We start from the raw sequence: 13,277 nt of genomic DNA, 5'->3' as shown, positions 1-13,277 counted from the left end.
GGCGCGTCGCCGACTGAACGTCATGTACGCGATGATGAAAACAGGCACGCTATACGAGCCCCGAATCTCTGCAGCTGCTTGACAACCACCATAGGGACACCCCCCCCACATGCTCCCCGCGCACGCGGGGATGAGCCCCGTTCCTGTCTGACGGCGCGCGCGACTCCGAGATGCTCCCCGCGCACGCGGGGATGAGCCCCGCAGCGAGCGGCCCATGATCACCGCTGACCGATGCTCCCCGCGCACGCGGGGATGAGCCTGCCGTGCCCTTTACCGCGGCGTTAGCCGATTCATGCTCCCCGCGCACGCGGGGATGAGCCGCACGTTCACCGTCGCGGTAGTGGAAGTGCAACATGCTCCCCGCGCACGCGGGGATGAGCCCAGTCTGCTCGCCGGCGTGGTCGCGCTGCGCGAATGCTCCCCGCGCACGCGGGGATGAGCCGCTCACCGAGGTCATGACCGCCCGCGACTCGGAATGCTCCCCGCGCACGCGGGGATGAGCCGCCCATTGAGGACAATTCGAAATGGACTAACGGATGCTCCCCGCGCACGCGGGGATGAGCCACGACATCACCCACACATACAGGCGTCTCGACCATGCTCCCCGCGCACGCGGGGATGAGCCGCGAGGGTGCGGGCGATGAACGACCGGATTTCAATGCTCCCCGCGCACGTGGGGATGAGCCCACCGGCAAACTCGGCTTCGACCAGGCTGGTGAATGCTCCCCGCGCACGCGGGGATGAGCCGGTCCTCGCTCATCTTGACGTCGGCGAATTGCTATGCTCTCCGCGCACGCGGGGATGAGCCCCACGCACCGGCCAGCTCACCGGCATCCACCACATGCTCCCCGCGCACGCGGGGATGAGCCCCAACACCACTCACGTGCCCCGACGAACCACGCATGCTCCCCGCGCACGCGGGGATGAGCCTTCACTATCCCGGACTTGAACAGACTGGTCGGCATGCTCCCCGCGCGCGCTGGGATGAGCCACCCGCCGGCAGCGGCTGAAACTCGATCAGCCCGTGCTCCCTGCGTACGCGGAGGACGGCCCGTGTGCGTCGGCGCCGTCCTGCTACCGCTCTCATTCGCCTGCTCATGCGGTTGCTGCGACAAACACGATTCTGAGTTGCGACCGCCAATCAACGTCGCCGGAATTTCCTCGCGTTCTGCTGTGCGGCGGCGCGACTCCATCCTTTGCGCATCTGCCCGCTGTATCGACTTTTCTGCGCAGCGGGACGGCGCATGAGCGTCAGGCCGTCCAGATCCACGGGAATCCAGGAATGGTCCTTGACTGCGAATCTCATGCGCTGCTCGCCATCTGAGGACCAGATAAGGATCGCGCGTCCGGTACCGGCATGCTCATGAACCTCATCCCACAGCTGATGTCGAATACGGGCGCTGACGTTGCCGACGAACACTCCGGAGGTCACCTCATACATCCACTTGGTGAGAGAACCGCGCAGGCCTTGAGGACAGGCAGAAAGGACGAGCACGATCATGACACGCCATCCTCGGGCGGGCTCTCCAATAGCGCCGAATCCTGCTGCGCGAAGTTCGTCCCGGCGGCGAAGGACCTGTTCCCGCGCCCTGACCAAATGGACAAGGTGCCGTCGTACTCGATCGGCGGTTCCTGAGCTGACTCATCTGCAGAGAAAAACAGACTGCGCAGTACAGCAACGCACTCATCCATGAGACCACTTGCCACCATGAAATCGCGCAGGTGTCTGCGCACGTCATTCTCCGGATCCTCCGATCCCGAGGCGACAACATCGAACGCCGCCGGAATGGTGGTCTTCGCTTTGAACAGGTCGGCGATGTCATAGACGAAACTCAGGTCATTGCCGGTGTGGATGAACCCAAGCCCGGTGCTCATTCCCAGCGCGTGGATGACAGAAGCCACAACTCCGTAGAGGCAGTAGTTGGCGCTCGACAGAGCTCGATTGACAGGATCGGTTCCCTCAAAGGTGCCCGGCACATAGTCGCGTCGTGCCCACTCGACACCCGTGCGTTCCGATTCCCGGCGGTAGATCTGACGGACGCGGGCACCTTCGCGTCCGCGCAACTGCTGCATCGTCAGGTCCGACACGTCTTCATCGGGAAATCTCAGCTCATACATGCGCCGGGCGATGTCGAGCCGTTGACGCTGGTTCGCGAAGGCGCGTGCCTGAGCTTCGAGCATTCGGCTTGAGCGCGCGAGAGGACGTCCGGTTGCGTAGCACCGGACCGCCCCCTCGCCCACCCAGACGACCGATGCTCCGCAGCTGCCCAGCAGAGACATGGCCGAATGCGTCACTCTCGTCCCCGGTCCGAACAGCAGCGCACCGATCATGGCGACTGGAATGTGGATGACGCCGTCTTCGTCGGTTGCGGTGATGGCGTTCGCGTCCCGGTGCACCGTACAGCGCTCCACGTAGACGAACGTCAAACGCTCTGAGACTGTCGCCAACTGCTGCCGCTCAGGCTGCTGCGATACAGACATGTCAGCTCTCCGCTGCCAGCGTCATGAGGCCGCACCCGTAGGCTTTGCCGCGTCCCATCCCGTGCGTGAGGAAGTGTCGCAGGTGTTCTGCCTCCGCTACAGCCAGCCGTCCGACGAAGGTCACGTGTCGTTGTGTGACCCTCCGCCGGTCCTCGCCGTGCCCTTTGGAGAAGGATCGATCTCCCACTCCGACGATCTTGACGGCAGGTTTCGGTTCTGCTGCGGTGCCGTCGTCGATCGTGTCCTGTGCCGGTGCGATTTCGGGAATGGAGAATCCCCACCTCTCAGACCGGCTGCGCAGCCACGCGATCTGCTCGTCCTCGCGGCACAGCGGCAGTCGCTTGCCCCGACTCGTGGCCACCCGCTGCTGCTTGACGGGGTTGAGCGTCACCCGGAAGGCATACTCCTGGCCGCGCGCAAGCCGACCGAGGAACCGCGAATAGTCCGTCGTCTGTCCCGGTGCAGCCGTCCACCCGACCTGTTCGACAACGTGCTCGAGGTTCGGTTCATGCGGTGAGACAACGTAGAGACGCACATCGTGCTGATCTCGGTCGACGCGCCACAGCAGTCGACCCTCGTCGCTTCTCTGCATGTCAGGAGGCAGCGCACTTGCGACCATGGCGTGCAGCACCTGCGGACTCGCCAGCGCCTCTCGCGTCTTGCGCCGCTGCGGGTTGAGTTGCACTCGTGAGAAGAACATCAGGCCTCCATCACTGTCTGGAAGAATGGGTCCCGAGGCGTCTGTCCGTCGCCGTTGGCGATCCGCACCGGAGGTGCCTGGACGACTTTGCGAGTCGAGTGCCGGCGATGCCGCGGGTCGAAGCTCACCGGCACGTCTTGGACGCTTTCGCCGATCTCACCGGCAGCCGCATCACGATAGATCGGCAGTCTCACCTCGGTCGGGCATTCCTTCCGATACCACTCAGAGGCCAGCCACGGCGCACGTTCGAGGTCTCGCAGAAGCGATTCCGGTTCGTCATCGGGAAAGACACCACCGTTGAGGCAGGCCGGTGCCGGGCACGACCGTCGTCCCAGGTAGAGCGGGAAGGCGGGGTTGTCGATCGCCTCTGAGATTCCCGCGATGAGCTCATCGGGCCCGGACACTGCTGCTGCGTAAGCCGCATCGACGCGATAATGCCGGTGCGAGAGAGCGGAGTTCTTCGCCCCTGGACGCCGTGCAGTGTGGTAGTCGATCATGAGCCTGCCCGGCTGGTCGACGCGGACCGCGAAAGCGAGTCCGACCAGGTCGGTGAGATCGGCATCCCGCGCTCGACCCTGGGCTGCTGCAAGCAGGCCGAGAACGCCGGACTTGCTTGGCATCAGCCCCGTTTCTCGCGAGCGGAACCGGGAGTCGGTCCCCCATGACTGCTGGGGGGCTTTGAGTCGCAGCAGAAGAGTGCTCATGACTGCGACACATCCACCGACTGCGCTGCCGACTCCGCGGCTGCCGCGGCGTTGTCGATGAGCTCCCTGCTGTTGGCGCGCTCACCGAGGCCGGCAGCGGCCTCTGCGAATGATCGCGAGGTCACGACCCACGACTGCTGCGGGATGAGGCCGAACTCCTTCTCGACGTCTGCTGCCTCCTCAGCTAGCCGAGCGATGGCATCGCGTCGCCGGTTTGCTCCGGTCACGGGTGACTCGAACGCATTGACGAGGCTGACCGGTCGCCGGTCGCGGACGGCGACGGAGACCAGGTCAGGCATCGACAGTGCGGCAAAGGTCGTCTGCTTGCCTGAGGGCAGGGTTTCGATGAACGTCTGAGCGAAGGCCGCGACCGCGCGCTTGACTGCTGCGTCGTCGCCGAGGTTGATCTTGAGCTGGTCGATGTTGATCGTTGCGTAGCGGTAGATCGTCGAGGACATCATCTCGACGGTTCCGATCATGCCGGCACCCGTGATCTCCTCTCGCTCCTGCTCGTCGTCGATGGCCGTGTAGTAGTCGAAGTCCGGGACCGCTTCGTGGACGCCGATCGCATGGGCGTACTGGCATGCGGCGTCGACGTTGAGGGCGCCGTCGTCGGCGATCATGCGGCCGAACAGCGCCATATCGACGGAGTGGTTCTGGTCGATGATTTCGACGACCTCACTCTTCTTGGCGAACGGTTCGCCGCGGCGCTCGACGAGAGCTTCAGCGAGTCGATTGATCTGGTGGCGACCGAGGAAGACGAGGTATCCCGACACCGCAGGCAGCACCGGTTCGTCCTTCTTCGTCTTGGGAGCAGCGACTTTGAATCCGGCTTTCTTGAACGCCGCCTCTGCCCAGCTCTGCGCCTCGGGTTCTGGAATGCTGCTGTCGAGGTCGACGATGCGGTCGGCGACGAGCTCGACGATCCGTTTCGTCCGCACGCCGAGCTCTGAGGGGTCGAGAAGTTCGGCGAATGCCCGCCGCTGAGCTGCTTTGAGAGCCTGGGATGAGACGCGCTGGCGTTGCACTCCGCCGAAGAACGCGGTCTTCGGGGCGCCGTCCTCGCCGCGATTGATGTTGTTGGGCGGAAGCGTCTGCAGAGCGTGGAAGTCGATGAACGTAGCCATGATGGTGTCCTCTTTCTGTTCAGGGGTGTGTTGTTGTGCTGGATGGTGTCAGTCGGTGTCAGCGAGTTCGGTTTCCGCTGAGGCTTCCTCCGTGCGGGGTGTGAGGGTGTAGGCGTGGAAGAAGTCGCGGCCCCAGCGTCGGATGATCCCGGAGCGGTGCCCGGGTTTCTGCAGCAGGAAGAGATCCTGCGCAAAGCGGCCGTAGTCGAGGGTGATCCCGTCAGTGCTCATGAGACCGATGAGGCTGCGGAGGTGATAGCGCCGCGCAGTGAAGCTGGTGGCCGTCAGCGCAGCGTCATAGCGCGCTTTGGTGGAGGCCGTGCGACCGCGCACCAGGCGCCCGCACGCGGCTCCGAAGCTCACACCGGACTCATGCATCGGCCGCGTGTTGCCCTGCTGATGGACGGCGTAGAACGTCAACGCGAGATGCACCGCCCACTCGCCGTCGCTCGGCTCGTCGGTCGTGCCGCAGTACGGCGGGGGGATGGTCTCCATCACCCGTTCCCACGCACCCGGTGTCTCACCTGGTTCCTCATCGACTGCCTGTCGCAGCTGCGCCAGCGCGGCGCGAGACGCTGAGGTGTCGCCCTCAACCCGTTCTCGCTGCAGACGGCTGATGGCACGCCTGACGGCTGTATCAAGCCGCTTCGGCCGCTCGTCAGTTTCGCTTGCCTCTGCTTCACGCATTGTTCTTCTCCTTCACCAGCGGCTCGGCGCTGCTCTGCGGGGTGGGTTCGGCTGAATCGGCAGGGTCGCCTTTCTGTGCTCCGGCCGTGGGGAATGTCGCTCCGGTCGCCTCTGCCAGGCGATTGCGGATCCACGTCTCGTAGCGGGCCGAAGAATGGAACGTTGTGCCGGTTTCGGTCTCCTCGATCCGCCCGATCGCCGCGCGCGGGCCGGCCTGCTCGACGCCGCGTTCAATCGCACGGCGGGTCAGGGTCCACATGGTCTTGCGCCATTCGAGGTCTGCGGTCTGGGCATCGGTGTGCGGGCCGAGGTCGCTGAGCCAGTGGACGAATGCCAGCTGCAGGTCGTCGAGCCATGCGCTCACCTGCTGTTCGGGATAGTCCTCCGGCGAATCTCCGGCGCTGACGAGCAGCTGGCGGAAGAACCAGCGCATCTGACCTCGGAACGACAGCACCCGATCGACAGCTGTGATCGCCGTGCGCCGCAACGGCCGGCCAGCGGCGGTGAGCAGAGCGAAGGAGACCGGAAGGGTCTCGCTCATCTCCATTTCGATGACCGCGTCCTGCGTTCCGTAGGCGATCCCCGTGAGACTCAGACCCAGATTCGTGTCGCCGTAGGCAGACTCGACAACGTCGCCGAGCTGCCTGCGCAGCTGTTCGAGGACGGGGGCCGGACGGTCGGGAACTGCTGTGCGGCCCTTCCCCGGAGCCGAGGCAGCCGCTGAGTCCGCCTCGACGAAGACCGATTGGATTCCCCGCCACACGGTCAGCTCCGGGTCGAGCTGGCGGGCGAAGCAGATCTCGTAACCGGCCTTCTTGGACTGAGGTGCGGAATGTCGTTGAGCTGCATACGGTTCGTCGAAGCGGTTCGCCCGTGCGATCTTGTCGCCATTGCAGATGAGCACGCCCACCACCTCGGGAGCGGAAGGCGCCGGGAACAGCCGGACGCGGCGCTGCTGCCAGGTGAGCAGATCGATCACACCGTTGGGTTGCACCTCATCAGGACCTCGACCGGCGGGAGTGTCGGGTTCGCGCTCCCACGGTGGCAGGTCGACGTCGGCCTCGAAGCCTGCAGCGAGAACGGCCTTCACCGGCAGATTCAGCAGCAGACTGTCGCGCAGCGTCGGCCCGGTGAGCATGATGGACCCGATCGCTCCGGCCCAGCCGGTGCCGATCGGGTAGCCCTTCCCGTCTTTGACCCGTGCGTCGCCGAGGGCACCGGACTTGATGCCGGAGAGGTCATAGGCATGCAGGCGCACGAGCCAGCGCGCGGCGCTGGCAGCGTCAAGGACCCGCGCGTCGTCGTGCGTGCGCGTGGAGAACATGCTCGGGCCCACATCAGGGATGAGGACCGAGGCGTCCGCATACTCGCCTTTGGCTGTTTCGAGATCGGCGACCTGATAGAAGGGCACCGCCGGGTCGAAGAGGTCGAACCGCGGTGCGCAGTAGTCGAGATAGTCACTGAGAATCTCCGAGAGATTGTCCGCAGCGTGAATCCGGGTCCACACATCGCTGAGATCCTTCTCGGCCGGGAAATCCAGTGTGAGCCGCAGGGCGCGGATGAGGATCGCCATGAGCAGCCGGAAGACTGCCGTGTCCTGCGTCGGCGATTCGCCGTCGAGCACAGCGATGTCACCCGCCCGGGTGTAGACCGTGCGCAGACTCATGACAGCGCTGCTGCCATCGCGCAGACGCACACGGATCCACGGCTCATCGACGAGATTGAACGTGGGGCGCGCGTGCACCTCGACCCTCCTCTCAGATGCGTCAGCAGGGATGGTGGTCATCTGATCCTCCTCTGTTCGGAATTGGTGTCGATGCAGTCAGGGGTACGATCCCCGTGTCCGGGTCGTAGGCGAAGTCGCGGCCGAGCAGCTGACCGCAGTGGTTCTCATCAAGGGGAAGAATGAGCTGCCCGCGCAGCCGGAAGTCGGACTGCCAGGCGCGGAAGCCCATACGCTCCAGCACGTCAATGGCCTCAGCGATCCTCTCCGGTGGTACCAGCCAGCGCGGCAGGCGCACGATCGAGTCGGCGATCGTCTGTGCGAGCCGGCGCGGGGGAGCGGCGACGTCGCTCAGAGCGATGCCGCGATCCTGGTCGCTCAGCAGCCATTGGAGCGGGTAGATGCTCTCATCGGTGCGCTGCACCAGGCAGACTTCGAGGCACGGCTCGATGTCACGCACGCTGGCCTGCGCGGCTGCATCGTGGACGTCGGCGTCGAGGGCGGTCATCGATCGCAGCGCTTCCGGCATCTGCCCGCGGGCGTCGGCAGGTGTGGTGAGCTGGAAGGCGCGCGCCCTACGGTGAGCGTCGTGCTGCCGCTGCTGTTCTGTGCGCATCGCTGCGGAGTAGGCGGCGTGCCAGGCTGCCGGAACTGGCACGTGCGGGCCATAAGTTGCTTCGACGGCAGCGGCCAGCTCATGACGGACACACCACGGTGCGCCGCCGAGGTATGGGTACAGGACGGCTGTCGTGGCCAGCAGGACGCGCTCGCCGTAGACGGCGATGGAACCGCGGTCGAATGAGGGGACTGGGCTGTCGAAGTCAGCGCCGCGGAGAACCAGCTGCGCACGCCTCAGCTTCTCTGGGCGGGACCGGCTGTGGCGGTGCATGCGTCCGGCTCGCTGTGCGAGGGAATCGGTGGGTGCGAGGTCGCTGATGAGGGCATCGAAGTCGATGTCGAGTGACTGCTCGATGACCTGTGTGCCCACGACGATGCGCAGCTGAGGTCGTGTGCCATCTGTCGTGGAGCTCGTGGCGCCGAGCGCGCGAGTGAGCGCTGTTTCCTTGCGTGCACGGTCAGCGGCGGTGAACTGAGAATGAAGCAGATCAGTCTGACCGGGGAAGCGCTCGCTGATGGCCTCGAATGCCTGCTGGGCTCGTGAGACGGTATTGCAGACGACACCGACGACACCGCCATCGAGAGTGAGGCGTTCGATGGCGGCGAGGAGGGCCGGCATGTCATCGGGGATGGTCGAGATGTGCACGTTGCGGCGCTGAGCGGGAGCGGGAACGTGCTCGGCGGTGGTGTCGGAGGCTGATACCGCGGTGACCCGCGGAAACGGTGCTGCGGGTGAAGCTGCTGACGGAGCGGAATGATCAACTGCTGATGGATGTGCGGTGCCGGCGACCGGTTGTGGCAGGCCGGTCTGGGCTCGCGCGGTGGGCAGCGCCCGTCTGGGCAGTGGTTTGGTGGGCAGCGGGCGGGTCGGCAGTGATGCTGCTGCCGCTGATCCCTGCTGCTGGGTGCTCCCGTCCGCCGGCCGTCTGGGTTCGGTCAGTCCGGAACGGTACGCGGCGATGAGCTTCTCCCGTGGTGCTGCTGCCAGCGTTGCCGACAGCAGGATGACCGACGACCCCTGTGCAGCCAGCCATGTGAGCGCTCTGGCGAGGTAGTCCGAGGTGTAGACGTCGTAGGAGTGAACTTCGTCGATGACGACGACTTTGCCGGCGAGCCCGAGGTGACGCAGCGTGACGTAGCGGGTGGCCAGTGCGAGCATGAGGATCTGGTCGACGGTGCAGACAAGGAACTCGGAGAGGACGCCTTTGCGACCGCCGAACCAGGCGTGGGCGATCACGTTCTCCGGGCCCGAGGTGGTCCTGCGCGGGTCGTCGTCTCCTGCGTTGACATGCCGGGTCGCCTGCATGAGCCGTGCGAAGTCCTCGTTGAGAGTCGCGCGAGAATGCATCAGTCGGAGCGAATGGCTGCTGTCCTTGCGGGGCAGGCGCTCAGTCCACGCGAGCAGTCTGGGCAGCATGGCATCCGTTGTCGTCATCGACGGAAGGGCGAATGCAAGGCCCCCGGCCCCGGTGCGTTCTGCCAGGATCTCTCCGGCAAGCTGTGCGGCTTCAGTCTTACCGCGGCCGGTCTCATCCTCCACAACGAGCAGTGTCGGCCCGGTCGCTTTTGCAGCGATGCGCATCGCGGCTTTTTGGCAAGGGCGCAGCTCGGCGTTGCGCGACCAGCCGAATCGAGCGCGGTAGTCGAGGGTCTCCGCACTCTCTGGGAGCCATGGGCGTGTGAGGTCAAGGCGAGCGAGGGCTTCATCAGCTCGGCTTGCAGGAGCGTCGTGCTGTCCTGATGTGGTGAGGGGGAAGAGCTCCTGATTGGACGCGATCCAGTCGCTCATGGAGACGAAGCCAGCAAGAAGGAGCTGATCGCTGATGGTCAGCCCGCCGGCCTGCAGAAGTGCTTCGATGGAGTCGAGGCTAGTAGTGCGTGCGGCGATGTCGTCAAGAATCTGCCACCACATGTCAGCCCAGCCCCCACCATGCTGGTCGAGCCAGCGCTCGGCGACATCTCTCTGGTGGTCAGACGTCATGGTGCGCTGCCAACTCAGCCCGCTTGGACGACCGTGATGACAGCCTGCAACGGCGGCAATCGAGGCGGTCGCGCTGTAGGGCGCACCGGGAAACCGGAGGAGCAGCCAACGGCGCAGAATGAGTTCTGAGTACAGCGAGTGCGCCCGGCGGTGAATGCCATCGGTGCGCAGCTGCGGAGTCTCCGGCAGAGCGCGCACCTGCTCCCACAGATGCGAGGTGCGAGGGTCGGTGGCGACCTGGGATTGGAAGCAGACGGTGGCTTTGCCGCAGTCATGAGTTCCAGCCAGAAATGCCAATAAGTTCGCGACTGCAACTGGATTCGCTGCGTCCAAGGTGCGTGAGAGTCGGGCCGTCACCGCAGGTGGCAGCCAGGACTCAGCTAAAGCGCGTCCGACGTCTGCGCTGTCCCTGCAATGCTGGACCAAGCTGAGCCAGAGTCTGCCGTCATCATCGTCGGGCACCACCCCGTCGGGTGGGCGCGGCTGAGTCTTCGCCCAGAGGGAGGCTGCGAGCGTGGAATCGTGCGGAAAAGTCACACCGGACGAGGTGCCTGAAGAGCTAGTCGCACGATGGCTCATGGCATGCTCACGCCGGCGCCGTCGAAGCTCAGTGGTTGTTGTTGGTGACCGTGCACGCTTGCGGGACCGTAGGTCATTGCAGCTCCATCAATGCCCGAATAGCCTATGAGTGATATGAATTACTTGCATACGTCATTCTCAGCCTAGCCTATGAGCTACAAAGTTAGGGCTGTGTCATTGGTGTGTGTCGTGTACGGGGTTTGAAGCGTTTGTGTCCTGATGCTGCTGTCGAACGGCGCCACTCTCAATCGCTGCCCTGAGTCGATAACCCCGCAGGCGGCAGGGAGCGTTTCGGGTTCTGAGCGACAAACGGCTCATCTCCGGTGCAGCCAGAGCGCAGTGACACAGGTCTCAGTGTACAAGCGATGGGCCCGGGCGTGCGGCCGGGGGAGGATTGTTCTCGAGGAGCGATCTAGGAAGCTCCCTGCTGTTGGCTTCGCTCCTCCAGCAACGCAGACAGCGCCGTTATGAAGAGGGGTAGAGCCGACTGCACACTGGCCTACTCCGGGTTCGGAATCAACAGCCTGCTCATCCACGCTGCTGTCTGGCGCAGACCCGAATCGCCTCCGAGACCGAGGTCCCGGGATGCTCCGACCGGTAGTTCTTGATGTCCTCCGGCGTGACGCCTTCAGGGAGCTTCGAAACGCCGGCAGGGTTGCCCAGGATCGGCCTGCTGAAGACAAAGGCCGCCGCCAGCGCCGCGAGCGCTGCGAGCATGGCGGCCGTTGCGTTCCCGGCGACGTAAAAACCGATAGCACCCAGCGCTAAGAGGGTGACTGAGATCGCTCTGATCATGCTTCTCCTTCGCTGACGCACGGGTTCGTGATCGGGGTAAAGCCGGGGAGCCAGCCCATCTGCGCCGCGCTCCGCACTCGACCGCTCGGCGCACGCCCACCCTACTACTTCACCAGCTCCTCAGCCTTCGCCCGCAGCTCGACCTTGCGGATCTTGCCGGAGACGGTCATGGGGAACTCGTCGGTGATCTGCAGGTAGCGGGGAATCTTGTAATGCGCCAGCTGGCCGGAGCAGAACTCGCGCAGTCCCTCGATCGTCAGCTCCTCGGCGCCATCGCGCAGGATCACCCAGGCGACGAGCTCCTCGCCGTACTTCTCATCGGAGACCCCGACTACCTGCACATCGCGGATCGCCGGATGCTGGTAGAGGAACTCTTCGATCTCACGCGGGTAGATGTTCTCTCCACCGCGGATCACCATGTCCTTGATCCGGCCGGTGATGTTGAGGTACCCGTCGTCGTCCATGATCGCCAGATCCCCGGTGTGCATCCAGCGGGCGGCGTCGATCGCCTCGGCGGTCTTGTCCGGTTCATTCCAGTACCCGAGCATGACGCAGTAGCCGCGCGTGCACAGCTCACCCTTCTCACCGCGCGGCACCGTCAGCCCGGTGACCGGGTCGACGACCTTGACCTCGGTGTGCGGCATCACTCGGCCGACGGTCTCGGTGCGGCGCTCCAGGCTGTCATCGGTGCGGGTCATCGTCGACACCGGCGCAGTCTCAGTCATGCCGTAGCAGATCGCCACCTCGGACATGTGCATGTCGCTGATAACCCGCTTCATCACCTCAACAGGGCAGGTCGAGCCGGCCATGACGCCGGTGCGCAGCGTCGAGAGATCGAAGTCGGTGAAGTTCGCAAGCTCCAGTTCGGCGATGAACATCGTCGGCACACCGTACAGCGACGTGGCCTTCTCATCGGCGACGGCCTGAAGGGTCGCCTGCGGGTCGAAGCCAGGGGACGGGATGACCGCGCACGCCCCGTGGGAGTAGATGTCGAGGTTGCCGATGACCATCCCGAAGCAGTGGAAGAACGGCACCGGCAGGCATACGATGTCCTCTTCGGTGTAGCTGAGCAGCTCGCCGATGAAGTAGCCGTTGTTCAGGATGTTGTGGTGGCTTAAGGTCACGCCCTTGGGGAATCCGGTGGTTCCCGAGGTGTACTGGATGTTGATCGGCTCGTCGGCTCCCAGCTCGGCACCGAGTGTTGCCAGCCGCACATCGGCTTTGACCGCCGGTCGGTCCATGAGCTCCCGGCCGCGGGCGAGGAGGTGGCCGAACGACTCCGACTCATCCAGGCCGCCGGCAGGGGAGGTGACGACCGCCTCGGCGGCGGTGTCGATGAAGACCAGCCGCAGGTTCGCCACCGCACCGGCCACCTCACGGGCCAGTGCCACGAAGTCCGAGTGCGGGGCGGCCATCTGTGAGATGAGCAGCGTCGTGCCCGACTGCTTGAGCACGTACTCGAGTTCGTGGGCGCGGTAGGCGGGATTGATATTCACGAGGATCGCGCCGATCTTCGCCGTCGCGTACTGCACGATCGTCCACTCCGGCAGGTTCTGCGCCCAGATCCCGACCCGGTCGCCCTTGGAGATCCCGCGGTCGATGAGCGCCATCGCCACCGCATCGGAGTCGCGATCGAGTTCGGCGTAGGTCCAGCGCCGGCCGGTCGGGGCGTCGACGAGGGCTTCCCGGTCGGCGAACTGGGCGACGTTCTTCTTGAAGTTCGCACCGATCGTGTCACCGAGCAGCGGCTGGGACGATGTGCCCGAGGTGTAGGAGAGTTCTCGTTGTGCGCTCACGTGATGGCTCCTCATCGAGATCGTGGTGTGACTGCCGTCACTGGGTGTCGTGCCCATCATAAACACCGGTTAGGTGGCTGACGAGT

The 13,277-nt window shown here is 64.8% G+C and carries 10 protein-coding genes and 1 CRISPR repeat array; all 10 genes read right to left on the bottom strand.

Annotated elements, in window-relative coordinates:
- Positions 1 to 109: 109 nt before the first annotated feature.
- A CRISPR array of direct repeats spans positions 110 to 991; the repeat unit is 28 nt; unit sequence ATGCTCCCCGCGCACGCGGGGATGAGCC.
- A gap of 150 nt (positions 992 to 1,141) precedes the next feature.
- Positions 1,142 to 1,501 (bottom strand): type I-E CRISPR-associated endoribonuclease Cas2e, encoded by a 360-nt coding sequence (gene cas2e / locus ACFFN1_RS16370; protein WP_376841961.1) that lies wholly within the window; start codon positions 1,499 to 1,501, stop codon positions 1,142 to 1,144.
- Positions 1,498 to 2,481 (bottom strand): type I-E CRISPR-associated endonuclease Cas1e, encoded by a 984-nt coding sequence (gene cas1e, locus ACFFN1_RS16365; RefSeq protein WP_376841960.1) that lies wholly within the window; start codon positions 2,479 to 2,481, stop codon positions 1,498 to 1,500. The genes cas2e and cas1e overlap by 4 nt, the downstream gene beginning before the upstream one ends.
- A gap of 1 nt (position 2,482) precedes the next feature.
- On the bottom strand, positions 2,483 to 3,181 hold the full coding sequence (cas6e, locus tag ACFFN1_RS16360) for a type I-E CRISPR-associated protein Cas6/Cse3/CasE (protein ID WP_376841959.1): 699 nt from the start codon (positions 3,179 to 3,181) through the stop codon (positions 2,483 to 2,485).
- Entirely contained in the window at positions 3,181 to 3,885 is a 705-nt protein-coding gene (cas5e, locus tag ACFFN1_RS16355) for a type I-E CRISPR-associated protein Cas5/CasD (RefSeq protein ID WP_376841958.1), read from the bottom strand. Before cas5e ends, cas6e begins: the two co-directional genes overlap by 1 nt.
- Positions 3,882 to 5,012 (bottom strand): type I-E CRISPR-associated protein Cas7/Cse4/CasC, encoded by a 1,131-nt coding sequence (gene cas7e / locus ACFFN1_RS16350; RefSeq protein ID WP_376841957.1) that lies wholly within the window; start codon positions 5,010 to 5,012, stop codon positions 3,882 to 3,884. The genes cas5e and cas7e overlap by 4 nt, the downstream gene beginning before the upstream one ends.
- Before the next feature lie 48 nt (positions 5,013 to 5,060).
- Positions 5,061 to 5,699, bottom strand: a complete 639-nt coding sequence (gene casB / locus ACFFN1_RS16345; protein ID WP_376841956.1) for a type I-E CRISPR-associated protein Cse2/CasB — start codon at positions 5,697 to 5,699, stop codon at positions 5,061 to 5,063.
- Positions 5,692 to 7,485: a type I-E CRISPR-associated protein Cse1/CasA gene (casA, locus tag ACFFN1_RS16340; protein WP_376841955.1), complete on the bottom strand. Its 1,794-nt coding sequence runs from the start codon at positions 7,483 to 7,485 to the stop codon at positions 5,692 to 5,694. Before casA ends, casB begins: the two co-directional genes overlap by 8 nt.
- Complete coding sequence (gene cas3, locus ACFFN1_RS16335) at positions 7,466 to 10,600, bottom strand: CRISPR-associated helicase Cas3' (RefSeq protein WP_376841954.1); 3,135 nt, start codon at positions 10,598 to 10,600, stop codon at positions 7,466 to 7,468. The genes casA and cas3 overlap by 20 nt, the downstream gene beginning before the upstream one ends.
- A 528-nt stretch (positions 10,601 to 11,128) precedes the next feature.
- Positions 11,129 to 11,395, bottom strand: coding sequence for a hypothetical protein (locus tag ACFFN1_RS16330; RefSeq protein WP_376841953.1), 267 nt, complete (start codon positions 11,393 to 11,395; stop codon positions 11,129 to 11,131).
- 104 nt (positions 11,396 to 11,499) lie between these two features.
- Positions 11,500 to 13,191, bottom strand: coding sequence for an AMP-binding protein (locus tag ACFFN1_RS16325; RefSeq protein ID WP_376841952.1), 1,692 nt, complete (start codon positions 13,189 to 13,191; stop codon positions 11,500 to 11,502).
- Positions 13,192 to 13,277: the final 86 nt, after the last annotated feature.

Source organism: Brevibacterium otitidis (genome assembly GCF_042429315.1).
GTDB lineage: Bacteria > Actinomycetota > Actinomycetes > Actinomycetales > Brevibacteriaceae > Brevibacterium > Brevibacterium otitidis.
Note: the sequence above shows the minus strand (reverse complement) of the source record. Positions and strands in the feature narration are given on the sequence as shown.